The organism is Xenorhabdus lircayensis (assembly GCF_016306625.1).
GTDB classification, from domain to species: domain Bacteria; phylum Pseudomonadota; class Gammaproteobacteria; order Enterobacterales; family Enterobacteriaceae; genus Xenorhabdus; species Xenorhabdus lircayensis.
In genome coordinates this window covers 45,323-68,451 of record NZ_JACOII010000028.1, presented here as the reverse complement: position 1 = coordinate 68,451, position 23,129 = coordinate 45,323, and the positions used below count along the sequence as shown (strand labels likewise).

The following is a 23,129-nucleotide window of genomic DNA, read 5'->3' as shown; positions in this document are numbered from 1 at the left end:
TTTCATGTCATCAAATTACGGCAGGGAAATATAATGAGAGTACTGATTCTCAATCGTCGCCCTATTATAGAAAAAATTGCATCATGGTTTTCTGAGGTTGAAACAGAGGTTTTTCTTGTAACACCTAAAGTATTGTTATCGACATCAACAAATTTATCTAATAAGGAACATCAATATTTTAAGGGAATTTACTCTGTTGATAATTATAACTCACCCTCGGTCGATGAATTAATTCTTAAATTAGTTGAAGAAAAACAGATTGATCGTCTTGTTTCTGCAACAGAGATTGATGTATTACGGGCAGCGCAAGTGCGTGAAAAAGCGGGTTTAATGGGGCAGAACGAAATATCGGCACTTGCTTATCGCAACAAATGGATAATGAAATCCCTGTTGCGTAAGAATGGGATTCCGGTTGCCAAAATGTTGCAAGTGACTGACAGGCAGTCGGTAGAGAAATTTGCTGATGAGTGTGGTTTTCCGATTGTTATTAAGCCAGTCGATGGTGGTGGATCGGTGGGAGTGCAGATCATTCACTATGCAGCACAGTTACAGAACATCAATTTTGAGTCATTAAAACAAGGCTACCTTGTTGAAGAGTGGATTGAAGGGGAATTTTTCACTATTGATGGGCTGATGAGGAATGGTGAAATGCTACATTGTTGGCCTTCGCACACAACTGCCAATTTCTCTGCTGTCAGTGGGAATTCCGCTCTGCTTAGTTGGATGTTATTGCCGGATAATCCTTTGACTGCGCAATTGTCCTCATTCATGTCAAAAGTGATCATGAGCCTTCCTCCTACACCTGATACCACGGCATTTCATGCTGAAGCCTTCTTTTGTGAAAAAACACACCATCTTGTGTTGTGTGAAATCGCGTGTCGCCCAGGGGGAGCAGGGCATGTGCCTGTGTATGAAATGGCATTTGGTTTGAATTTGTACAAAGAAACGCTGCTTGGTCAGGCAGGACTACGCTCGAAAGAAACCTATCAAAGTATTCGTCCTCAGGCTATGGCAGGGTTTGCCTGGTTTCCTCCCAAAGAGGGAATGTTTAGCTATGCACCGGAAAATTGCCCTGTTTCTGGTATCACTGATTATCAATTGATGGCACGTACCGGTCAGCATTATCAAGCCCCTCGCTCGATTTCAGATCACATTGCCAAAGCATTTGCCTTACAGCCGATTGCTTGTGATCCAGCCAACGTTATCACTGAAATTGATGCTTGGTGGAAAACAAATGCTTTATGGACGGAGAATAAATGACTATACAACGGGTATCAGATAATTGGTTTACGGAAATAACAAAAAATCTGAGAGCATATTGGCAAAACCGTGAGGTCGGTTTTCTAATTGATTATTCAGATAATCTGGAGACGTTGAAAAATTTGATGTTTGAACTGCAAATATGTGGTGCCAAAATAAAGGCGATGATATCCGTATCAGATGAATCTTGGCGCCCCAAAGGGGTATTGTGCTGGCATATTGTTAATATTGAGCAACGACCCCTACAAGTGATATTGGAAAACCAGTTTGTTTGTATCAAGCATTGGTTGAGCAAAATTGATCCAGAAAAGAATATCACTTTCTTAGGGGGAGTGAGATTACCACTTTCTCAATTAACAGACAGATCTATTTACGGTTGGCAACGACCTGAATGGGCGAAATTTGAAGATAAGATCTATATCGATGATAGCCTTCGTCGATGGGGTATTAATACACCTTCTTATAAAATAATTGATCCTGTCCTTAATGATGCAGTAGCAGCATTTCACCTTCTTAACAAAGGGAAAGGGGTTGTATTGGCCGCTGATAATTCAAAGTTATTTAATGCAGGATCAAGTGGCTTGTCTTGGATTAAGGATCATCATGAAATTGCCGATGTGTTGGATAAATTCCGCGATAAAACCAGAAAATTTCGCATGGCTGAGTTTATACAAGGGGTTCCATGCAGTATCCTGGCTATGGTCTTGCCAAATGGCGTTGCTGTCTTTGATCCGATAGAAATATTGACTGTTTTTGAAAAAACAACTAACCAGCTTCTATTTTGTGGTTCATCGAATCGCTGGCAACCTGGAAAATTCGCTGACATTATGCGTGATTACACTCGATTGGCGGGAGAAAAACTTGCAGGGGAAGTCGGTTATCGGGGAATTTTCAGTCTTGATGGAATCTGGACAGGCAGTGAATTTTTTGCGACAGAAATTAACCCTCGCCATGCGTCTGGATTGGGGCTCCACCGTGCAGTCCCTCTATTTCCTGCTTATTTATTTAATCGGGCTGTTCAGGAGAATAGTCCTTATATTATGGAGCTCGACCCTTCTCAGGTTGAGATCATATGGCGTGATATGATTCGACATTATTCAGGTCAAGATATCATCGTATTGGATAGAAATGAAAAACAGCAAAGAGTGGTAGAGATTGAAGCGAATGATCATATGATCGCACTGGGTGTCCCTTCTGAAGGTGTTGATGCACTTATTTATCAACCACTGGATCAGGAAAAATTACTGGGTAATATTGTGGCCGAACTGGCCAGTAAAGTATCTAACCGACATTATGTGAGTTTTGTTAGTCGTGATATAAATTAATGACCTATTTCCTTATTTTTAAAACTGGTTGTTTCTGCTGTTGTGATATTGATTGAGAATAAGAAACCCGATACCCGTTAAGGTAACATATAATATAATACTTCCCCATAAAATGGCGCTGGAAAAACTGAGAAGCTGGGTGAACAACCAGGGAGCAATAACAGTGGAGCCGCCAAAAGCGAATTGAAGAACAGCAGAATAACGGCCTTCATGACCTGAGAGAGAAAACATTAAAATGGCTACCCCCATTTGCGCTCCGAGAATAGCTTCAGAAAGGCTAAGTAACAAAGTCACGATAAAAATTAAGATAAATTGCAATAAAAAATCACCATTAAGAAAGAAAATAATGCCATAGGCCATCGTTTGCAAAAAGCTAGACCATGCCAACGATTTCAGACATCCAAGTTTATTGCCTAATCTTAATGCAACGTTTTGAAAGCAAGGAATACCAAAACAGAGACCTGTAAAAACAAAGGCAGCAAACCAAGATGGCAGTGCGAGTTCAATAAGAAAATAGTAAGGTAATACCAGCTCGATGCTTTTACCTGCCAGTAGTAATATGCCAATCAAAAAAATGAAAATAAGATATTTTCTATCCTGAAGGATGGAAAAAGATGATGTTTTATTTTTATCTGTTTGAATCAAATTTAGCGTAATGTTGGCGGGTTGTTTGGTGGCCTTTTGAGTTATAGTGAAAATAATAATCCCTGATATAAAATAACCAAATGAATTACCCCAGATAATCAAGTTAGCCATAAAATTAGATATTCCATCTTTATCAATAAAGAATAGGGATAGCAATGCTCCACAACCCAGCCCAATATTTCTGCAACTATTTATAATGGCAAAAACATTTAGCTGGGTATTTTTAACAGGAAATAGAGTCCTTATCGCGGCGGGATTGGCACACCAATAAATACGCTCACCGATTGAAACAAACATAACAATGATGGCGACCTGCCAAGGTGTTGAAACAACCAACATCCAGGGAACTGCAATAAATCGTAGTAGGCTACCTAACAGAGTCGCGTTAGCTGGCCCTAATCTATCAGCCAGTAAGCCGGCAGGAAAGCCAGCAATAAGCAACGCGATCATGGCACCTATCGTCATTGATAGTCCAACATCTACGATATTTAATCCTTGAACCAACACTAAATAAAAGATTGCCACGGGGCGCCAGATACCTCCGCCCATACTGCCAATTGCCATTGCCAGTAAAAATAGGCGTTCTCGAATGTTCAGAACCATGATCATTTTTCTCTCATTCAATCAATGAATGGTAATATTTCAAATTTAGATTCAAAATATCTATTCAATGATTATGTTTATGACATTTAGCCATCTTTTTTAAGAATGCCTCCATTTCTGCCCGCGAGGTAAGTTGAATATAAAATCCATGAAAATTATCCAATAATAATTTGTCTTTTTTAAATTGGTGTCTTCGATATTTTATGATTTGTCGTAAAAAATTTATATTCATTTTCTCATGGCAGCCAGAGGCCATGTCTGGTCGTTGTTTTCCATGCCATTTAAATATTCGTTTTAATGCTTGAAATAAACAAATATAGGTTGGCAGATAGAGGTGAATTACGGTATCTGCTTTTTCCAAACGTTGTGACAAACTTGAGCCATAATTACCATCGATAATCCATTCTGATCGATTCGTTAAGAACCATAATTTCTGCTGCCATTCCTCTGCCGAAGGGGCTATCCATCCTTGTTGCCAATATTCTTGGTCAAGATGAAACAAGGGAATCGAGCAAATTTGACTCAATTTCTTGGCGAAGGTTGATTTTCCTGCTCCTGGAGAGCCAATCACTAAAATGCGGTGCATATTATCAATCATGCTCATTCCTGCGGCGTTTTATTATTTTTGTCCATTCATTCAGCACAGGAACAATTGTTTTCTCCGATAGTTCATAACGGCGCGCTTGAAGGTGGTTGGGAACACCATTTCTTTTGGCTTTATTTTGGATCAATTGATACTGACGACGGAGAAATCTGGCGGACAGTGCAAAGTCATGGGCGATATTTATGGCAGAAAATTGGAGCTGGTGAAGAATGGCCGCTGTCACAAGCCCTGTGCGATCTTTCCCTAAGCTGCAATGAAGAACAACGTTTCCTGTATGAAGTAATTCAGTCACTTCTTGAGCAATGGCCCATGCGGCATGACTCATGGTGAAATAAAGATCGATATAATCAGATTCTGTGACAATATGTGTCAGATTATTCTCTGGTGGTTTAAATCTAATAGGACGATTTAGATATTTTGTTGATGCAGGAAAATGATGACCATTGAATTGTGGTTCATATTCTTCAGGTGTGCGTAAATCTACCCAGCTATTGATGGATAATATCTCTGATAATACATTGAACGTGGCTTGTTCTTTTCCTCGCTGCATGCCACAACGAATGAGTGTTCCACAATCACTTAGAACTGTATGCCTGATTTTCAACCTTCGTCCGTTCAGGATATCAGTGTGGTGTATTGGGTAGATATTCAGTTGACTGATATTATTTAACTGTGTTTTCATCACTATTCACTGTAATTTCGTTCACTGTAATCGTATTCCGAGGGAAAAATTTGCTTGAGGAATTTCACCATTAATTCCAATTCTCCAATACCAATCCTGATGTATCCATTCATTCTTTCCTGTGAACTCATATCACGGATGTAAAAACCACCTAAAGCTGCTGTTTCGACTAATTCAGCGGGATAGTCACCATTGGTTTTGATATTGATGAAATTGGCTCCTGAAGGAAGAATTTGCCAATTTGGACGTAATGCCATGATGGTCTCAATGACATATTTTCTTGTTGTAATAATGGATTGGCAAATTTGTTTAATGTGATCTTCTTTGGCTAAAATTCCGTGAAGTATTGCCCAAGTACTCCCTGAGATAGCAGATTCTGTCCTTTCTTGGGACAAAATATGAATAATTTCTGGAGAGGCTATTGTGGCGGCAATACGAGCACCAGCCAAACCGTAACCTTTAGAAAATGATCGGACATAAATAATGTGTTCAGGCTGGCCTAAAAGAGCTAAATGATTGATGTTGCCAAATGCTATAAAACATTCGTCGATAACCAATAAATGACCATTCTTCGCACAGGAATGAGAAATTTTTAATAACGTATTATTATCAAATTCTATCCCTGTTGGGCTATTGGGATTTGAAATTGCGAGAATGGATGGTGGAGCCGTTTGGATTATCTCCAGTAATGTTTTGATACAGAAATTTTCAGCACACTGATCATCAAAATAAATTGGCAATATGTTGATCTGATTAAGGTTGGCATGGTCAATCCAGCCAAAATAGTTAGGTATGGGTATAATTAATCTTTTTGTTGTACAAGCAATCAGGCGCAATATCAGGCCAATTGCGATATCTGATCCCGGAGTGAAATAAATAGAAGACGGATCAATTCCCAATGTTTTTGCTGCATGTTCATGCTCAACTTGAGGATAAGGATAAAATTGATGTCTTTGTGGAGGGATATCAATATTCTGAATTATTTTTGTTAACACATTATGATGTAATTCACCACTGCGCAAATTTATGCCATTAGACAAAAATTCTCTCTGACGAGAAGGGTGCTTGGGTGCCAGAGGCAGTGGATAATTAATTGGTGTCATGTCCGCCATTTATACACTCCATATCAGAATCTTAAATTTTGGCTCCCAATACACGAAGTTGTCCTAACAGGTCGGGATAACCGCGTTCAAGGTGATCAATGCCGCCTATTTTTGTTTTTCCCGATATTTTCAATGCTGCAATAACTAAGGCTGCGGCTCCACGTAAATCAGAGGCTTGCACTGTTATTCCGCTTTTGTTGGGAACATACGGCATAATTTCTACTGATTTTGCATCGCGTATCACTTTGGCACCCATCTTTTCCAATTCTTCGATATATTGAAAACGTTTGACCCAAACTTGCTCTGTGATACTCCCACCCAATTGAGATGCCATCAGTAAAAGAGCCATAAAGGGTTGATTGTCACTGAATATTCCGTGAGAGGTGACTTGAATATCTAATTGAGAAGCCGGAAATAAATGAGTGATAGTGAGATCATTATCTTTCCATTGAAGCTGATAACCCAATTTCTCCAAACAGGCGATTTCAGCAGAAAGCCCGGTTTCGATATGGTTTCGTGAGACACCAGTAATGGAAATTGGTGCATTGCAGTAAGCGGAAAGGGCTAAATAAGTCATGACTTCAATCAGGTCAGGTCCAAGAGTCGTTTCAAAACCACCAGCGTCAGGCTTTCCTGCAACCACAATTCGATCTTTTTCCCATTCTATGTCAATTTGCTGAGATTTTATGGCTTCCACTAATGCCACGACGTCTGGTTTAGAATAAGGATGGATAATTTCACTGATGCCTTCAGCTCTTGCAGCACATAACAAGGCGGCTTTTGTCGCTCCAGAATAAAGTGGGCCAGTCAGCTTGCCCGTGCCTTCTTCTACGACGGCAAAGTGGGCCATATCGATTTGGGCAGAGGAAAAACACGGCACGGTGGCTTGAATAATATTTCTCGTTGTTTCTACTTTGGCACCGAATCTTTGTAAAACGGTGCATAATTGTTCAATGGGACGTTCACCTCCTTGCCCGCCACCAATCTTACAGCCACCGGTTTCACCTAATACGACATGACCTGAATGGGCCAGTAGCCCAGGGGCAAGATACCACGCACCATGAATCAAGGTACTTAGATTTTCTGGTATTTTGGTGTTGCTCAATCCACGGGGATCAATGTACATGGTCCGCTTTTCTGGTTCATGCAATATACGGGCACCCAGTAATTGGCCTATCTCTCCCAATATCCTGATGTCTGCAATATCAGGAACATTTTTGATTAAAGAAGGTTCACTTGATGACAATGCCAGACTAAACAGAGGCGGGAAAGCATGCTTAAATCCTGAAACTTGCACACGCCCTGATAATCGATTGCCACCTGTTACTTCAATCTCTTGCATGTTATTTCTCCAGTTTTCATTTCGAAATAAAAGCAGCAGTCAGTACACGTCGATAAGTTGCCTCAGGTGCAGAATCAGTAATTGGTGTTACCATATGCCATGATTGGTCTGAACGTTGCAGAATCACGGACGTATTTAGCTCTGGCGGAATTTCACGGTAAACATCCTGAGAATCATCAGAGTGTAAAATACGCAGACATCCCCCCCAATCTGGTGACCAATTGCGGTTGAAGTTAAAGATTTGAGTCACGATTTTTTCGGTTTTATCTGTGTGTGGGCCTAACCATTGAGCAGAACGGTATCGCCATAACGTTAAACTCAAGCGAGTCGGGCTGAGATCTTTCCCAATCAATTTTCCCATCCGATCCCGATATTGATCGCTTTTCAAGTATTCGCTGAATTCTTTCCATACAGGAGAAAGAGGCGTCTCTTTTTCAATCCGCAATGTTTCCAGACTGTAGGTTTTTTTATCATTGGCTTCCCCTGCCATTTTTTCTGCAACAATAAAACCGTCATTAGGAAACGTTTCCATCAGGCTATTGGCAACATCTTCATGAATAAAGGGAGATGCCATACCCCAGTGATAGGGGATGTTTGTCAATGCGTGGGGCAATAATAAATTAAACATGGGATTCGTTATCCTTACTGTCTAAAACATTATCAGGGCATACGAAATGCAGGAGAAGTGCGCGCCGTGCGTTCTGTGAGCCAGTTGCCACCTTACGGACACTGTGCCAAGAGTTGGGGGAAGGCTGGAGGATCACTGAGCGATTGGGAGAAGGCGCAACGGTTTCCTTGATATCATCAGGATCAGAGGAACCGAGAATGAGTAATTCTCCGCCTTCTATGGCACCCGTTGGAAAATAGAGGGTTTGGGTCAGGATCTTATCTGGACGATCACAGTGAGGAGCCAGCCAGCAATTTTCATGGTAAATCGTGAAACGGGCATGCAAGTGGGTCTTTGAGAGATCTCGTTCCATCAATGTTGAAAAATAGTGGCGATAATCATCTTTCAGGATAGCTTTCAGCATTGCTTTCCATGCTGTGGTCAGGTTATTCCATGTTTCCTGCACAGGAATACCCTTATCAACAGCCAGTAGATCCCACGTGCTATAGTATTTCTCATCACCTTCTTCGCGATGAGATTTGCGGTAACCCGTGTGTGGGAATTCTGTCTGCAAGCGTTTAAAAACGTTTGCAGATAAAAAATGATCTGAACAGAACCATTCAAATGGCTCTTTTTTTCGTTTGAAATCAGGAGAGTGCCATCGGATATTCATATGTGGTCTCCTGATGTGGGTGTCTCCCCATGCCCTGCTTGCTGCATGATTTTTTTCATGACTTCAGTTGGGCGATCTTTCTGATTGGCGAATAATAATGAATAACCTTTCTGGCGCTCCATTGGGGAGTAAGGTATTTCGTGGAAGAGTTGACGATTATATTTGCCCACTTCTGCAAGTGATGAGTTTTTGTGCAGTTCGTTATAAGGGGTATAGACAGTTGGCCGGACTCTGGCCCCTTCAGCGATCAACCAGTCAATCGTCTTGATTGACGCTTCCATTGTATCCCCCGGTAATCCAAGAATAATGAATGCGTTAATCTCTATTTCATTATGTTTGGCGATTGCCAGTAGTTCTTCAATTTTGGCTTCGGTATTCAGCTTTATTTTTGGTAATTGCAGGTTTGGTGAGGCTGAAATGGTTTCCACACCCAGACTGATCCTGATACAGCCTGCTTGTGCCATCAATTCAATCAATTCCTTATTCAAATGATAAATTGTGGTAACGCATTTCCATTGAATGGGAAGTTTTAACTCAATGAATTTATGACACAATTCTTTTACCCATCGACGATTCAGTGTAAACGTAGGAGCATAAAAAGAGACATAATCAAACGGCTGAATACGCTGTTGCTCCGTGATATATTTAATCACGTGATCAACGGAAAGCCGTCGTTCACTTTTTCCCTGCATTGGTGGTACGTCACAAAACTCACAACCCACTGGACATCCACGGGCGACGGGAATAACAAGCTCACGTCGATCAGGGATACCACAAAATTTATTCAAATCATTTTTATACATTCGGTCATAAGCAGCGTAAGGAATTTCCAATGTATCGGGAAGTATCCATTCTTCTGGGCTTAGCATATGGCCGATGCCTCCTTGCAAATAACCATGAGGCGTTTTCACAATAAGGCCGGGAATACTCCCCGTGTCAGAAGGATAATTTAACAGGAAAGATTCAACACTACTTTCATAATCACCGCTGAAAACAATACCTTCAAAGTTAAATTGCTTAAACCAATCAGGGATTTGTTTTGACAGTCGCCCGAAAGTGAACATCTTCACTTGTGGCAGTATTTCCCGGCAATACATCGTAGTACGGTTAAAACTATCCACCGCATCAAAATCATTAAATAAACCAACACAGTCATAGCCTTTTGCCAGTTCTTTGGCTAAGTCGTGCCACGTCAAATTCAATGCGCCGCCGTCCAGTGCAGTAACTTGCCATAGTGGGTTTCTTTCCCTGATAAAGGTTGCAACCTGAAATAAAGGCAGATGATGGCCTGCATTAAAATAAGACGGAATATAGGGGGGAATCAATAATAGTATACGCATATGCAAACCTCCTAGGCTAAACAGTGAAATGAGCATTTGCTAAATAGATAAATTGACAGATTGCCATCGTTGCGTAGCAGCCAGATGGAAGAAAAAACTCGACTGTTAAACTAGAGCGATCAGGGAATTCATGATCTTCACTAAGATCGATAATTTTTATATAGGTATGCACAATGGTGGGACGTAAACTTTGTTTTTCTGCTTTTTCCCCGTTGACGATTTCGACGCGAGTAAATGGATACCAAGGTGTCGCTGCGGCAAATGCCATTACGTCAGAATAAGTGTTGGGTAAAATATAGGGTATTGATGAGCGCATCACTTGTAATCCTTCATGATGTCGCAGGAATTCTTGTGCTACGAGATGGTTCCATTGATAAGAGCCGTAAGAGGCATAATAAAAAGAGAGCCGTCTAGGATCTAATTGATGGAAAAAATGTGCTGGTTTGCCCCACCATTTTTGGGCCGCCTGTGCTTCTGGCGATGCTGATTGGCATATCAATGATAAGGCTTTTTCCCATTCGCCGTGGTGGAAAGCTTGCCCAATAAGATGGGTTGTAGAAGGCCCTCCAGGTACACCGAACCTTTGTGTGTCATAGTAATTAATAAAAGCATGGTTATGCGATGACTGTTTTGCCAAGGCATGGGCAATAAGTTTATCTAAGTTACGTATCACAATGCGAAAACTGTTACCCACTAGCTGACCAATCTTTATATTTTCTTCAAAGCAGCCAACTTCATGCAATGCGAGCCATTTGCCTGATGTCATATCCAAGCGAGCATTGATGGCACTGATATCTACATCCTGTGATAAGGATCGAATAGATATTCTCTGACTTGTTACGCCATCTTCATCTTTTAATCCGGCATACCCAATATGGCTTTCTGGTATTGCCAATATATTGGCAATATTTGTAATTGCTTCAGAGGTTGTCATCCCTTCTTTGCGTAATTGGAAATGCCAAATCTGTTTTTCTATCGAGGGCTTATAGAATTTTGGAACTTCCTCAACGAGAAAATCTGTAGGCACTTTTTTGAGACAATATTGAACATCCTTGTTGATAAAGGTATCGGGCGAGTATTTGAAAGAAGAAGTGCTGAGTTCTATATTATTCATTGAAATATTTCCAATTCGCAGGGCATGGTTTTCAATGGTCAAGATAAGACTCATTGCTTTTGTATGATCAATATGCCAAAACGTTATGCGTAAATATGATTAACTTTCTTTAGGAAAGTAATCATCAAGGCTTCCTTCTCGCCAAATATCCGTTGTGGCACAGTGCAAACCGCCTCCAAAAGGATAGGCATTTCGGAAAGGCACAGGAATGACTTCAAATCCCAATTTATCCAACTGTTCCATTTGATGAATTTCACTTTCTTCTACACATACTGTTTTCTCATCAAGTGACAGCATATTCATTGAGAGCCATACACTCGAATAACATAATGGGGGTGATTGATGATGTGCGGGAGATGCTGCTTCGATAATTTGCCAGTCATTACGAATAAATAGTTGCCTGAATTCAGGTAGTAAGGGTCTGACAGGATTATTTAAAACTAAACCGGGACGCAAAGGTAACAGGGTACAGTCAATATGGCTTGGGAAGGGATCTCCGGGAAAATTGATAGGATGAATGCGATAATCAGGAAAATGACGCTGCAACCAATCAATACCTTTCATGTTTGTCGTAAAACCATGTTGTACCAAAAGATCTTTCCCACATCGGACAATATCCGCAGCCTCAAAAATTGGCTCTTCTTCTGTCGTGACAAATTCTTTTTTCGTTACCCATTCTTTTCGGGTTTCCATACTGATTTCTTCAGATAAATAACCATGCCGGTAACTGGCATCTGATAGCCGGGGACGGGGGGCTGATTCATGTCGCATGGCTGTATCTTCTTTCATATAAGCAGAAATCAAAGGTCGGTAGCACAAATACTCAAAGAAGCGAGATCTGAAACTCATTGTTGCTTCGAGGATTTCTCGGCCAACAGTAATGAGTACATCCCTTGGCGGTTGGCAACCGAACATGGTGCCTTGAGTAAAATCTGGAGTTTGTACAGAAGAGTTGAAATTCAGTGGTGTTGGACGATCAACACGAATTCCACGCGAAATCAGTATGGAAGATAATCCATCCAATTGTTCATTGGCTGCATCAATTGATCCTTGGCTTCTTGGGCCATAACGACCACGCATATCTGAATTTTCTGGAATACGGGCCATAAATGCGGGTTCTGGAGGGGGAATACATGCATTATCTGCACGACCAACAATAACATGTCGTAATTTTCCCCATTCTGTATGGCATTCAACATGGGTAGGGAAATTGTTTGATTTTTGGTTATTGTTGGCATTAATAGAGTCAGTCACAATATTCTCCTTTAATATACTTTTTCATATTTCGAATTGCTGCTTTGTTGGTGGCGTTGACTACATTTATGTCACATTGTTATTTATGTGACTTAGAGCCTATCCCATTCGGTTATTTTATTTGTTATTTTGAACCTGTGCTGTGCTCAAAATCCTCACGTACTAATCCTCAATGAACTAATCCTCAATGAACTACTCCTCAATGAACTACGTGTACGCTCCAGTTTCTGTGCTCAGTCTGTGTTCAAACTGCTTGCAACAATAAACGCTTGCTGGGATAGGCTTTTAGGATTCGTTTACTGCTGTAACGCTTAAATTGAAATCTATTGGATATAGTTATTATAAAAAATAACAATGTAATATTATTAGTCTGATATATGTAGGTAATTTCGTGAAATAATATTTCTATTCAACTAAAAGTAAAACCTTATTGCGATCAAAAATGGTATCTCTCAGCATTAAAATCAATTCGAATTTTATTTTGCATGATTAATTAAAAGTTAAATCGATAGATAATTTTTATTGGTTTTATGTAAATTAGAATAACTTTAATTTAACAATAGGTCGATTTTGTATGAAATCATATGCTTGACACCTCAGTATGGATTATATAACCTCACATTTCATGATTGTTAAATCTTTGATGTTTAGAGGTGGAATTATTATGATTTTATCAAAAAAAATAAATCATTTTTTGAGTGTTGCGGAATGCGGATCTTTTAAAAATGCCTCTAAAAATATTCATATAAGTCCGCCTGCTCTCTGTAAAAGTATTGCTGATATAGAAGATAAATTGGGGTTTAAGCTATTTAATCGTTCTAATACAGGGGTAACTCTGACGGAAGAAGGGATAATTTTATATAAATATTTATTACCGATCCGTGATGACGTCGAGAATATTAAATCAAGTTTTCCAACCACATTAATAAAAAAAGAAATTAAAGTAGGAACGGATGGTTATAATCAATCGTTTAAAAAATTAATAAGTAAAATAATTGAAAATGGCCAAATTGATCTATTCAGCGAAAGGTATCATTTCGATGAGCATCGTAGTAAACTCCTTTCAGGAGAACTGGATCTTTTTATTTCCACTCATCCTCCAGTAGAAGATGAATTAGAACGAATTTCCTGTAAAGTACATGATCGTGAAACTGAAGTATTTATTGTTTCAAAAAAATTATTTGATAAAAATAACTCATTGGTTGATATGATTCGTAATGAAAAAATGATACTCCACTCTGGAATAACAAAACATCCATTTTTTGATGAGTTATTAAAATATAGAAAAGAACATGAAATTAACACTCAATTGCTGGTTTTTCCTGATATTAGCCATATTATAGATTTTGTCTGTTTTGGTATCGGCTATTCAGTAATTAATAATGCGATATTAGATTCAAGTTACCTAAAGAACACTGGCGTGAAGGTTATTCCTAATACATTGTTTTCATCTGTATCATCCAGTTATATTTATTATTTAAAGAGAAAAGAATTAGAATTGAGTAATTATATTAATTGCTTTAATTAATGTTTCTATGATATGTGAGCTGTTTAAATTGTATTTAGTGAGAAAAATATAAAGAAAACCTTTTTACAATGATAATATTGAACAATTGTGTAGTGCGTCCCACTTTAAAGTGATAATAAAGTTTATTATCACTTAATGTTATGAACAGTGTGGAAAAGGAATAACAATGCGTAAAGTCATTTTAGGATTCAGTGCGATTGTGCTCGCTTTTGGCCTAAACGGTGTGGTGCAGGCAAAAGTATTTATGCCTGAGCAAGTTGGCTCAGGGGTAACTTCAGCAGATTTAGCCCAGCGTCAGGCTGTACATTGGGTTTCGGTGGAACAGATTGAAAAAAGTCTGAAAGGACAACCGCCAATGGCGGTTGGATTTGATATTGATGATACGGTAATGTTTTCTAGCCCGGGGTTTTATCGAGGAAAATTGGAATATTCATCTAACGATGAAAGCTATCTGAAAAATCCCAAGTTCTGGGAAAAAATGAATAATGAATGGGATAAATTCAGTATGCCGAAAAAAATCGGTATTGAATTAGTTCAGATGCATTTGAAGCGGGGTGATGATATTTATTTTATTACAGGGCGTACAGAAACCAAAACAGAAGCTGTTACTCAGTATGTACAAGAAGGTTTGCATATTCCGGCGGATAAAATGCATGCTGTCATTTTTGCAGGTGATGAGCCAAATAAAAATGACAAAGTTAGCTGGATGAAAAATCATAAATTGAAGATCTACTATGGTGATGCAGATGCTGATATTGCCGCAGCCCGCGAGTTGAGTATCCGTGGCATCCGCATTCTGAGAGCATCCAATTCTTCTTATCAGCCTCTACCTAAAGCGGGTAGATTTGGAGAAGAAGTAGTCATTAAATCTGAGTATTAATCTGAAATTTCAATAAAATTTACTCTGATTAAGGCACTAAAGGTGCCTTTTTCTTTTTTGAAGACGGTGTTATCTAATTTATTATAGTGAACATTTTATTTTGGTTAGTGTGATTGAGTATGATTGGATAGTCCTTCTATCTTAAGAGGTAATTATGTATATAATTACTACTATTCTTTTCTGATAAAATAGGCCTGCTGATAATTAGAATAAGTCATTGGACAGCTGCATACATAATAAGGTGAGGTGAACTCTTATGGCGAAGAACACGGCCAGACTACTGAAAATTTCTTTTATCTGTAGCGCATTAGCGGTATCAGAGGGAACCTTTGCAAATCAACAAAATGGATTAACTGAAAGTGATGTACAACAATTGTCAGAAGGGCAAAAAAAAGAAGACTCAGTTGTCTCATCCGATAAGACTATTCCTATATCTCCAGTGATCTCTATTGATGAAAATAGAAAACAGTTACAAAATTGGTTACCACAACAAGTAAAACTGATATTTATTGATCGTTTAGTAACGTTATATACTGCCAATAAAATGAAACCGCTATGGCCGGATAAAAAAGCTATTCAACAGTTTGAGAATCAATTAATTGAAATGTCATTGGCTGGGTTTCAACCCCAATTTGAAAAATGGCTGATACAACTTCATTCTCCTGAGTTAAGTGATATGGGGCGTGATGTTATTTTATCTGATGCTATGTTAGGTTATCTCCATTTTATCAATGATGTTAAGAAAAAAGGGGATTCATGGTTATATAATAAGGCCCCCTATAAGATTGACTTACCTTCATCTCATTTAATTGATAAATGGCAACAGCATATCAATAATCATAATTCTCTCGCTTATATTACAACCTTGTCACCCAATCATCTTATGTATGAAAATATGCGTAAGGAAATGTTGAGTCAATTGGCTGATAAGCAGCCATGGGTTGATTTTTCGTTGAAAGGTACGCTAAAACCCGGGCAAAGTAGTGAAAGTGTGATTGCATTAAGAAAAATATTGGCGCGTTCAGGTACGTTGGATTACTCAGCTGTCAAATCTGATAATAAGATTTACGGTAAAGAATTAGTGGCTGCTATAAAACGTTTTCAAGCTTTGCATGGACTATCCGCTGATGGCGTTATCGGCCAATCCACGAAAGCATGGTTAAATACGACACCGCAAACTCGTGCTCGCATAATGGCATTAAATATACAGCGATTACGGATTATTCCCGGAGGTATTTCTACGGGTATTTTGGTTAATATTCCTAATTACTCACTTTTTTATTATTTGGATGGGAAAGAAGTATTAAGCTCAAAAGTCGTCGTTGGACGGCCCAGCCGCAAAACGCCTATTATGAGCAGTGAATTGAATAATGTAGTCATCAATCCACCGTGGAATGTGCCCACTAGTATGACTAGAAAGGATATTGCACCAAGAGCAATGCGTGATCCAAGTTATTTTCGTACTCGTGGTTATACGGTTTTTTCCAGTTGGAGCAATGATGCCAAAGTTATCGATCCTTCATCGATTAATTGGGGGGCAGTAATACCGAGTAGTTTCCCTTATCGTATACGCCAGGCACCAGGTCCAACTAATTCATTGGGGCGTTTCAAATTTAATATGCCAAACTCAGAAGCGATTTATTTACATGATACGCCAAATCAGGCTTCCTTTAGCCAGGAAATGAGGGCGGTCAGTTCAGGTTGTGTGCGTGTCAATAAGGCGTCTGAATTGGCAGATATGTTACTGGGAGATGCTGGCTGGAATAAAAATAAAGTTAGCAATTCATTGAAAACATGGACAACAAAATATGTAAATATCCCCCAAAAAATTCCTGTCTTCCTCTATTATCAAACAGCTTGGGTTGATGAAGGAGGAGTACCACAGTATCGTGCCGATATTTATGGTTATGATATGAATGCCAGACAACAATCGGATCTCTTATCCAAAATTTTGATAGCTAGAAATGATTTATAATTTTCGTAATTACGATAATTCATGAAGGAATAAATTTGCTATCAATATCCATGTTATGAACGGTGAAGGAAATAATGTTTTCTTAAAGAGCTTATTTTTTCCTGCAATTGATAGATTTTTTATGATTTAGATGAAAAATAACTGTTAGTAACATATCATTATTAAAATTTCATCTATATTTAATATGACTTGCATTATGTTAGGTTGATCACAATTATGGACTGGCTAAGTTTACAGTAATATACAAAAATAATTGAAACTACTTTTTGTTTGTTGATGTCTTATTAGTCGATTAAACTCGATTATTAATGTAGTTTATCAATTATTAATACATCATAGAATAGCAGGGCATATATCCATGAATGATATTGACCACGATCGCCGAAAGTGGCTTGGCGTAAGTGTGGCCACGTTGGGGTTAAGTTTATTGCCTCAACATGCGTTGGCCACATTGACAACTCCACGTCCCCGAATTTTGCGTTTTGATAATTTGCATACGGGAGAAACACTCAAAGCTGAGTTTTTTGATGGTCGCCGTTATAACAAATCAGAATTAGCTCGCCTGAATCATTTATTTCGCGATTTTCGCCAAAATAAGATCAAAACTATTGACCCAAAGTTGTTTGATCAAATTTATTTATTACAGATGATGATGGGAATAAATAAGTCTGTTCAATTAGTTTCTGGCTATCGTTCATTGACGACAAATAATATGTTGCGTCAAGCCAGTGGCGGGGTAGCAAAACACAGTTATCATACTCGTGGGCAAGCGATGGATTTCCATATAGATGGTACTCAACTTGCACATATCCGTAAGGCTGCGCTGAAAATGCGAACCGGAGGGGTAGGGTTTTATCCAAAAAGTAATTTTATTCATATTGATACAGGCCCGGTCAGGACGTGGTAATCTTATACCCTTTATCTTTCAAGTTGCTGCTTTGTTGGTTGTACTCACTCACTTCGGTCACATAGTTATCTATGCTCCCGGGGATTCGTTCCCTTACCGCCTCGCTGCAACTTGAGATCTATTGGGTATAACTTAATAGTTAGTTTTGATTGTGGAGTTAAACAATATAATGAAATACCACATTATCCCCGTCACGATGGCGATGCAAAATTGTACATTGATTTGGTGTGAAGATACTCAGGAAACCGCGGTTGTTGATCCTGGAGGTAATGCCGAACAACTTATTGCTGAAATAGAACGTCGTGAGCTGAAAGTAACACAAATTTTGCTGACACATGGTCACTACGATCATGTTGGTGCTACCGTTGAAGTTTCCAAGCATTTTGACGTTCCTGTTTATGGGCCACATAAAGCAGATGCTTTTTGGGTCGAAGGACTGGAAATTCAATGCCAAATGTTTGGTGTTGAACCATGCCCATCTTTCACCCCGGATCGTTGGTTAGATGAAGGAGATACGCTGCAAATTGGCAATATTGAGTTATCCGTTCTGCATTGTCCGGGGCACACACCAGGGCATATTGTTCTTGCTAACCACGCCGATAAATTAATCTCAATGGGAGATGTGCTGTTTAAGGGCAGTATTGGCCGCACTGATTTCCCCGGTGGAAATTATGATGAACTGATTCAATCCATTAAGGAAAAAGTACTGCCTTTGGGTGATGAGTATCAATTCATTCCTGGTCATGGGCCGATGTCAACATTGGGACACGAACGGAAAACCAATCCATTCCTGCAAGATTGATTGGAAACGTTTTTCTTGTGCAATGAGTTTTGTTTGTGCAATGAATTGTATGAGAAAGATAAAAGCCGCTAAAATGCGGCTTTTTGGGGAATAAATATCAAGTACTCAGATAAAACTAGAGTATTGCAACGATAGCTTCACACAGAGGAACCATATTCTCCAGTGTTAAGCCCGCTACGTTGATGCGCCCAGAGCTGACCGCGTAAATACCATATTCATCACGCAGACGATCAACTTGTTCTTTAGTCAAGCCGCTGAATGAGAACATGCCATTCTGAGAGATAATAAAGCTGAAATCTTGCTTCGCACCTTTTTCTTGTAAGGTGTTAACAAACAGTTGGCGCATACGTTGGATACGTTCACGCATTGTTGCCAATTCCTGAACCCATTCCGCTTTCAGATCGTCGTTAGACAGAATTGTCGTAACAACAGAAGCCCCGTGTGCTGGTGGGTTAGAGTAGTTGGTACGAACAATGGATTTAGCTTGGCTGAATGCTTTTTCTGCGGTATTGCTGTCTGTCGCAACGATGGTGCAAGCACCAACACGTTCATTGTATAGACCAAAGTTTTTGGAATAAGAGCTAGCAACGATCAGTTCATTGTGGTTTTTGGCAAAAATACGCAGACCTTCTGCGTCTTCATCCAATCCTTTGGCAAACCCTTGGTATGCGAAATCAAACACAGGCAGCCAGCCGTTTGCAGCGGATAAATCTGCCAGTTTCTGCCACTGTTCAGCCGTTGGATCAATACCAGTCGGGTTATGGCAGCAACCGTGCAACAGAACAACGTCACCCGCTTGTGCTTCAGACAGGCTTGCTAACATGCCCTCAAAATCCAACGCATGTTTTTCTGCATTATAATATTTGTATTCGCAGATCTCTAAACCAGCACTGGCGAAAACACCTTTATGGTTTGGCCATGTTGGATTGCTGATCCAAACACGTTTGGCATTGGTTTGTTTAGCAATAAAGTCAGCGGCAGTGCGCAGTGCGCCGGTTCCGCCTGGGCTTTGTACAGTACGGGCGCGCTTGTCAGTTACAATGGGACTGGTTTTGCCGAAAAGCAGTTCTTGAGTGACGTAGCCAAATTCAGGTAGCCCACTAATTGCCAGATAATTTTTGGTGGTTTCATTTTCCAGCAGGAATTTTTCTGCTTTTTTAACGGTGGTCAGAACAGGGGTTTTACCAGTTTCGTCTTTGTAGACTCCGATACCCAAATTGATTTTATTTTCACGAGGATCAGCTTTAAAGCTATCGGCTAAACCAAGAATGGGGTCGGCAGGCGCTGCTGTGATTTTTTCAAACATTTTTTTGATTCCAAGACTCGGAGAGTTAAGCCCAAAATAAGTTATACACCGCTCAGGGTAACGCTAAGGAACTCATTTGCCAACCACTTGTAGCAAAAAGAATAAAATCTTGTGAAGTAGTTTACGGAGTGAAGAAAAGAGCCTGAAAAAACAGTGAGGTAAAACGTAAAAAGCAGCACCGAAGTGCTGCTTTTCTGAGATAAATTTGTTAGCTTTTTGCTAAACAGTTTATCAGCAGTGATTAGAACTGATAAGTCAGACCAACGCCGAATACGTTGCGAGCGTTGACGCCCAGATCGTTGTCTTTCTTCAGCAGGTTGATTTTGTAATCAACATAAGTAGACAGGTTTTTGTTGAAGTAGTAGTAAGTACCTACAGAAACATATTTAACCAGATCTGCATTGATTCTATTTTCGCCTAAAGTTTTATCACCAAGGTTTTTACCTTTAGATTGGACGTAAGCCAGAGATGGTTTCAGGCCTAAATCAGAGAACAGGTATTGTGCAGTCAGTTCGATGTTCTGAGTTTTGTTTGCGATATCAGTCACTTTGACGTTGTTAATCACCCCTGAAGCAGGGGTCATATTACGGGTTTCGCCGTACATTGCTGCCAGGTATACGTTGTTAGCATCGTATTTAGCACCCAGGTTCCATGCTTCTGCACGTTTGCCGTAAGCTTCAGAAGTCCACTGATCTTTTGTACGATTAGAGTTAGCGTAAGAACCACCAACAGTGATACCGTAACCTACGTTATAAGTAGTGGACAAGCCGTAGCCATCGCCATTCGCTGTAGCGCCTTTACGTTCATTTTTGGTGCGCTCGCTGTTTTGACCTTGATATTGCAGGGCAAAGTTCAGGCCGTCAACCAGACCGAAGAAGTCGGTGTTACGGTAAGTCAGCAGGCCAGTAGAGCGACCAGTCATAAAGTTATCAGTATGAGCCATGGAGTCGCCACCAAAGATTGGCAGTACATCAGTCCATGCGTTGACATCATAGTTTACGCCATAGTTACGGCCGTAATCCAGTGAACCGTAGTTAGCGAATTTCAAGCCAGCGAAAGCCAGACGAGTTGCGGTATCTTGTTTACCTTCTTCTTTATGGGCTTTCATGTTGTATTCCCAACGACCGAAACCAGTCAGTTGGTCAGTGATCTGAGTTTCACCTTTGATGCCCAGACGTGCGTAAGAGTCATCACCATCTTCGCCACTTCTTTTGTCTGCGATCTGATGACGAACATCTACTTTACCGTACAGATCCAGTTTGTTGCCGTCTTTGTTAAAGATTTCAGCTGCGTTTGCTGTACCAGCAACCAGCAGAGCTGGGATTACCACTGCAAGAATATTACGCTTCATTATTATTACCCTCATTGGTGTTATCTAGACACCTGCCACTGCCAGAAATAGAACACTAAAAATTTTGGAACTATTTGTGAGTATCGAGTGTCTTATTAGTCGGCGACCAGTGTTCCATTGGCAATGAATTTTATCTACCCTCAAAATGCTACAAAAGTGCAAAATCAGTAACAAAGTGAAAATAGATGTTTCAAAATGTAAATATCAGGGAACTTTTTTCGTGCGGTTTTCGCTATAAAATAAAAAAAGCCAACTTTCGCTGGCTTTTCGGAGGATTGATTTTTGCTCGTTTATTGAGCTGACTCATTAGAAACTTGCGTTTCTTGGTGTCCGTGGGAATGGGATAACGTCACGAACGTTTGATACGCCAGTAACATATGCCACCAGACGTTCAAAGCCCAAACCGAAACCAGAATGAGGAACGGTGCCGTAACGGCGCAGATCACGATACCACCAGTAATCCTCTTTATTCAGGCCCATCTCTTCTAGACGCTTATCCAGCATATCCAGACGTTCTTCACGCTGAGAGCCGCCGATGATTTCACCGATACCCGGAGCCAGTACATCCATCGCAGCAACAGTTTTGCCATCTTCGTTCATGCGCATATAGAAAGATTTGATGTCTTTTGGATAGTTCTTCATGATCACTGGCGCTTCGAAATGTTTTTCTGCCAGATAACGCTCATGCTCTGATGCCAAATCAACTCCCCAGAAAACGGGATTCTCAAATTTCTGCCCACAATTTTCCAGAATTTCTATCGCATCGGTGTAATCCAACTGAATGAAATCTGAATCGACAAATTTTTCCAGACGAGTGATAACTTCGCTATCGACGCGTTCTGCAAAGAATGCCAGATCATCAGCACGCTCTTCCAATGCGGCCTTGAAGACATATTTCAGCATTTCTTCGGAAAGTTTGGCGATATCATTCAGGTCGGCAAAAGCCACTTCGGGTTCCACCATCCAAAACTCTGCCAAGTGGCGGCTGGTATTGGAATTCTCTGCACGGAAAGTTGGCCCGAAGGTGTAAATTTTGCTCAATGCACAAGCATAGGCTTCACCGTTCAACTGACCCGATACTGTCAAGAAAGCTTCACGACCGAAGAAATCTTCGCTGAAATCCACTTCGCCTTTATCTGTACGTGGCAAGTTTTGCAGATCCAAAGTGGAAACGCGGAACATTTCGCCAGCACCTTCAGTATCCGATGCGGTGATCAGTGGCGTTGATACCCAGAAGTAGCCTTTTTCATGGAAGAAACGATGCAGAGCTTGTGACAGTGTATGACGAACACGGGCAACTGCGCCGATCAAATTGGTGCGTGGGCGAAGATGCGCCACTTCACGCAGATATTCGATACTGTGGCGTTTAGCAGCCATTGGGTAAGTATCTGGATCATCAACCATGCCAACTACAACGACTTTGGTGGCTTGCAGTTCAAAACTCTGGCCTTTACCTTGGGATTTCACCACCGTACCGGTGATTTCCACAGAACAACCCGTGGTTAAATTCAGTACTTCGTCCTGATAATTAGGTAAATTACTATTAACGACGGCCTGTAATGGATTAAAGCAGGAACCGTCATGGACGGCGAGGAACGAGATACCAGCTTTAGAATCTCTCCTTGTACGTATCCAACCGCGAACGGTGACTTCGCTGTCAACCGGAACACGGCCTTGCAGTACATCGACTACAGGCGCTACGCTCATAAATTTCTCTCTTCTTTATATATAGTGAATTAGATAACTAGATAGATTTACCATAAATACCCCTCATTGGGGGCAGATCTTCTATCTTACTTGTCATCTCTCAGGAAACAAGAAGAAATTG

At 40.2% G+C, this 23,129-nt stretch carries 20 protein-coding genes; 7 read left to right on the top strand and 13 right to left on the bottom strand.

Annotated elements, in window-relative coordinates; genetic code table 11:
• The first annotated feature begins 33 nt into the window (after positions 1–33).
• Both H8A87_RS07140 and H8A87_RS07135 read left to right on the top strand, forming a co-directional pair.
• Positions 34–1,260 carry an ATP-grasp domain-containing protein gene (locus H8A87_RS07140; RefSeq protein ID WP_198689287.1) on the top strand — a complete coding sequence of 409 codons (1,227 nt, stop codon included), beginning with the start codon at positions 34–36 and terminating at the stop codon, positions 1,258–1,260.
• Positions 1,257–2,585 carry a hypothetical protein gene (locus H8A87_RS07135; protein ID WP_198689286.1) on the top strand — a complete coding sequence of 443 codons (1,329 nt, stop codon included), beginning with the start codon at positions 1,257–1,259 and terminating at the stop codon, positions 2,583–2,585. The genes H8A87_RS07140 and H8A87_RS07135 overlap by 4 nt, the downstream gene beginning before the upstream one ends.
• Positions 2,586–2,603: 18 nt before the next feature.
• Here the strand turns inward: H8A87_RS07135 and H8A87_RS07130 are convergent, their stop codons facing one another.
• The 10 genes from H8A87_RS07130 to H8A87_RS07085 form a co-directional block, all read right to left on the bottom strand.
• Positions 2,604–3,794, bottom strand: a complete 1,191-nt coding sequence (locus H8A87_RS07130) for an MFS transporter (protein WP_332460344.1) — start codon at positions 3,792–3,794, stop codon at positions 2,604–2,606.
• Positions 3,795–3,897: 103 nt separating this feature from the next.
• A complete protein-coding gene (locus H8A87_RS07125) occupies positions 3,898–4,431 on the bottom strand; it encodes a P-loop NTPase family protein (RefSeq protein ID WP_198689285.1) in 534 nt (177 codons plus the stop codon).
• Positions 4,424–5,119, bottom strand: a complete 696-nt coding sequence (locus H8A87_RS07120; protein WP_198689284.1) for a tyrosine-protein phosphatase — start codon at positions 5,117–5,119, stop codon at positions 4,424–4,426. The genes H8A87_RS07125 and H8A87_RS07120 overlap by 8 nt, the downstream gene beginning before the upstream one ends.
• A gap of 2 nt (positions 5,120–5,121) precedes the next feature.
• The gene (locus H8A87_RS07115) at positions 5,122–6,231 is read right to left on the bottom strand and encodes an aminotransferase class I/II-fold pyridoxal phosphate-dependent enzyme (protein ID WP_198689283.1); all 1,110 of its coding nucleotides are present in this window, start codon (positions 6,229–6,231) and stop codon (positions 5,122–5,124) included.
• A 22-nt stretch (positions 6,232–6,253) separates the two neighbouring features.
• Positions 6,254–7,564, bottom strand: a complete 1,311-nt coding sequence (locus tag H8A87_RS07110; RefSeq protein ID WP_198689282.1) for a hypothetical protein — start codon at positions 7,562–7,564, stop codon at positions 6,254–6,256.
• A 16-nt stretch (positions 7,565–7,580) separates the two neighbouring features.
• Positions 7,581–8,192, bottom strand: coding sequence for a 2OG-Fe(II) oxygenase family protein (locus H8A87_RS07105; protein ID WP_198689281.1), 612 nt, complete (start codon positions 8,190–8,192; stop codon positions 7,581–7,583).
• Positions 8,185–8,844, bottom strand: coding sequence for a 2OG-Fe(II) oxygenase (locus H8A87_RS07100; RefSeq protein ID WP_198689280.1), 660 nt, complete (start codon positions 8,842–8,844; stop codon positions 8,185–8,187). The genes H8A87_RS07105 and H8A87_RS07100 overlap by 8 nt, the downstream gene beginning before the upstream one ends.
• Positions 8,841–10,184 carry a B12-binding domain-containing radical SAM protein gene (locus H8A87_RS07095; RefSeq protein ID WP_198689279.1) on the bottom strand — a complete coding sequence of 448 codons (1,344 nt, stop codon included), beginning with the start codon at positions 10,182–10,184 and terminating at the stop codon, positions 8,841–8,843. The genes H8A87_RS07100 and H8A87_RS07095 overlap by 4 nt, the downstream gene beginning before the upstream one ends.
• A 16-nt stretch (positions 10,185–10,200) precedes the next feature.
• Complete coding sequence (truD, locus tag H8A87_RS07090) at positions 10,201–11,340, bottom strand: tRNA pseudouridine(13) synthase TruD (protein WP_198689278.1); 1,140 nt, start codon at positions 11,338–11,340, stop codon at positions 10,201–10,203.
• Between the two features lie 57 nt (positions 11,341–11,397).
• On the bottom strand, positions 11,398–12,552 hold the full coding sequence (locus H8A87_RS07085) for a serine/threonine protein kinase (RefSeq protein ID WP_232370125.1): 1,155 nt from the start codon (positions 12,550–12,552) through the stop codon (positions 11,398–11,400).
• Between the two features lie 664 nt (positions 12,553–13,216).
• Here H8A87_RS07085 and H8A87_RS07080 point away from each other — a divergent pair.
• The 5 genes from H8A87_RS07080 (at position 13,217) to H8A87_RS07060 (ending at position 18,644) form a co-directional block, all read left to right on the top strand.
• Entirely contained in the window at positions 13,217–14,080 is an 864-nt protein-coding gene (locus tag H8A87_RS07080; RefSeq protein WP_198689277.1) for a LysR family transcriptional regulator, read from the top strand.
• 166 nt (positions 14,081–14,246) lie between these two features.
• Positions 14,247–14,960, top strand: coding sequence for an acid phosphatase AphA (aphA, locus tag H8A87_RS07075; RefSeq protein WP_198689276.1), 714 nt, complete (start codon positions 14,247–14,249; stop codon positions 14,958–14,960).
• A 256-nt stretch (positions 14,961–15,216) separates the two neighbouring features.
• Positions 15,217–16,935, top strand: a complete 1,719-nt coding sequence (gene ldtD / locus H8A87_RS07070; protein WP_198689275.1) for a L,D-transpeptidase — start codon at positions 15,217–15,219, stop codon at positions 16,933–16,935.
• A 358-nt stretch (positions 16,936–17,293) separates the two neighbouring features.
• A complete protein-coding gene (locus H8A87_RS07065; protein WP_198689274.1) occupies positions 17,294–17,842 on the top strand; it encodes a YcbK family protein in 549 nt (182 codons plus the stop codon).
• Positions 17,843–18,011: 169 nt separating this feature from the next.
• Positions 18,012–18,644, top strand: coding sequence for an MBL fold metallo-hydrolase (locus tag H8A87_RS07060; protein ID WP_198689273.1), 633 nt, complete (start codon positions 18,012–18,014; stop codon positions 18,642–18,644).
• A gap of 115 nt (positions 18,645–18,759) precedes the next feature.
• Here H8A87_RS07060 and H8A87_RS07055 read toward each other — a convergent pair whose 3' ends face one another.
• The 3 genes from H8A87_RS07055 to asnS all read right to left on the bottom strand — a co-directional run bounded on the left by H8A87_RS07055 (position 18,760) and on the right by asnS (position 23,008).
• Positions 18,760–19,950: an amino acid aminotransferase gene (locus H8A87_RS07055; RefSeq protein ID WP_198689272.1), complete on the bottom strand. Its 1,191-nt coding sequence runs from the start codon at positions 19,948–19,950 to the stop codon at positions 18,760–18,762.
• A 241-nt stretch (positions 19,951–20,191) separates the two neighbouring features.
• Entirely contained in the window at positions 20,192–21,301 is a 1,110-nt protein-coding gene (locus H8A87_RS07050; protein ID WP_198689271.1) for a porin, read from the bottom strand.
• A 306-nt stretch (positions 21,302–21,607) separates the two neighbouring features.
• The gene (gene asnS / locus H8A87_RS07045) at positions 21,608–23,008 is read right to left on the bottom strand and encodes an asparagine--tRNA ligase (protein ID WP_198689270.1); all 1,401 of its coding nucleotides are present in this window, start codon (positions 23,006–23,008) and stop codon (positions 21,608–21,610) included.
• Between the last annotated feature and the right edge of the window lie 121 nt (positions 23,009–23,129).

Bases quoted from the DNA above. Each gene is read 5' to 3' on its own strand.
- H8A87_RS07140 (WP_198689287.1), top strand. From the start codon at position 34: ATGAGAGTACTGATTCTCAATCGTCGCCCTATTATAGAAAAAATTGCA.
- H8A87_RS07135 (WP_198689286.1), top strand. From the start codon at position 1,257: ATGACTATACAACGGGTATCAGATAATTGGTTTACGGAAATAACAAAA.
- H8A87_RS07130 (WP_332460344.1), bottom strand. From the start codon at position 3,794: ATGGCAATTGGCAGTATGGGCGGAGGTATCTGGCGCCCCGTGGCAATC.
- H8A87_RS07125 (WP_198689285.1), bottom strand. From the start codon at position 4,431: ATGATTGATAATATGCACCGCATTTTAGTGATTGGCTCTCCAGGAGCA.
- H8A87_RS07120 (WP_198689284.1), bottom strand. From the start codon at position 5,119: ATGAAAACACAGTTAAATAATATCAGTCAACTGAATATCTACCCAATA.
- H8A87_RS07115 (WP_198689283.1), bottom strand. From the start codon at position 6,231: ATGGCGGACATGACACCAATTAATTATCCACTGCCTCTGGCACCCAAG.
- H8A87_RS07110 (WP_198689282.1), bottom strand. From the start codon at position 7,564: ATGCAAGAGATTGAAGTAACAGGTGGCAATCGATTATCAGGGCGTGTG.
- H8A87_RS07105 (WP_198689281.1), bottom strand. From the start codon at position 8,192: ATGTTTAATTTATTATTGCCCCACGCATTGACAAACATCCCCTATCAC.
- H8A87_RS07100 (WP_198689280.1), bottom strand. From the start codon at position 8,844: ATGAATATCCGATGGCACTCTCCTGATTTCAAACGAAAAAAAGAGCCA.
- H8A87_RS07095 (WP_198689279.1), bottom strand. From the start codon at position 10,184: ATGCGTATACTATTATTGATTCCCCCCTATATTCCGTCTTATTTTAAT.
- H8A87_RS07080 (WP_198689277.1), top strand. From the start codon at position 13,217: ATGATTTTATCAAAAAAAATAAATCATTTTTTGAGTGTTGCGGAATGC.
- aphA (WP_198689276.1), top strand. From the start codon at position 14,247: ATGCGTAAAGTCATTTTAGGATTCAGTGCGATTGTGCTCGCTTTTGGC.
- ldtD (WP_198689275.1), top strand. From the start codon at position 15,217: ATGGCGAAGAACACGGCCAGACTACTGAAAATTTCTTTTATCTGTAGC.
- H8A87_RS07065 (WP_198689274.1), top strand. From the start codon at position 17,294: ATGAATGATATTGACCACGATCGCCGAAAGTGGCTTGGCGTAAGTGTG.
- H8A87_RS07060 (WP_198689273.1), top strand. From the start codon at position 18,012: ATGAAATACCACATTATCCCCGTCACGATGGCGATGCAAAATTGTACA.
- H8A87_RS07055 (WP_198689272.1), bottom strand. From the start codon at position 19,950: ATGTTTGAAAAAATCACAGCAGCGCCTGCCGACCCCATTCTTGGTTTA.
- H8A87_RS07050 (WP_198689271.1), bottom strand. From the start codon at position 21,301: ATGAAGCGTAATATTCTTGCAGTGGTAATCCCAGCTCTGCTGGTTGCT.
- asnS (WP_198689270.1), bottom strand. From the start codon at position 23,008: ATGAGCGTAGCGCCTGTAGTCGATGTACTGCAAGGCCGTGTTCCGGTT.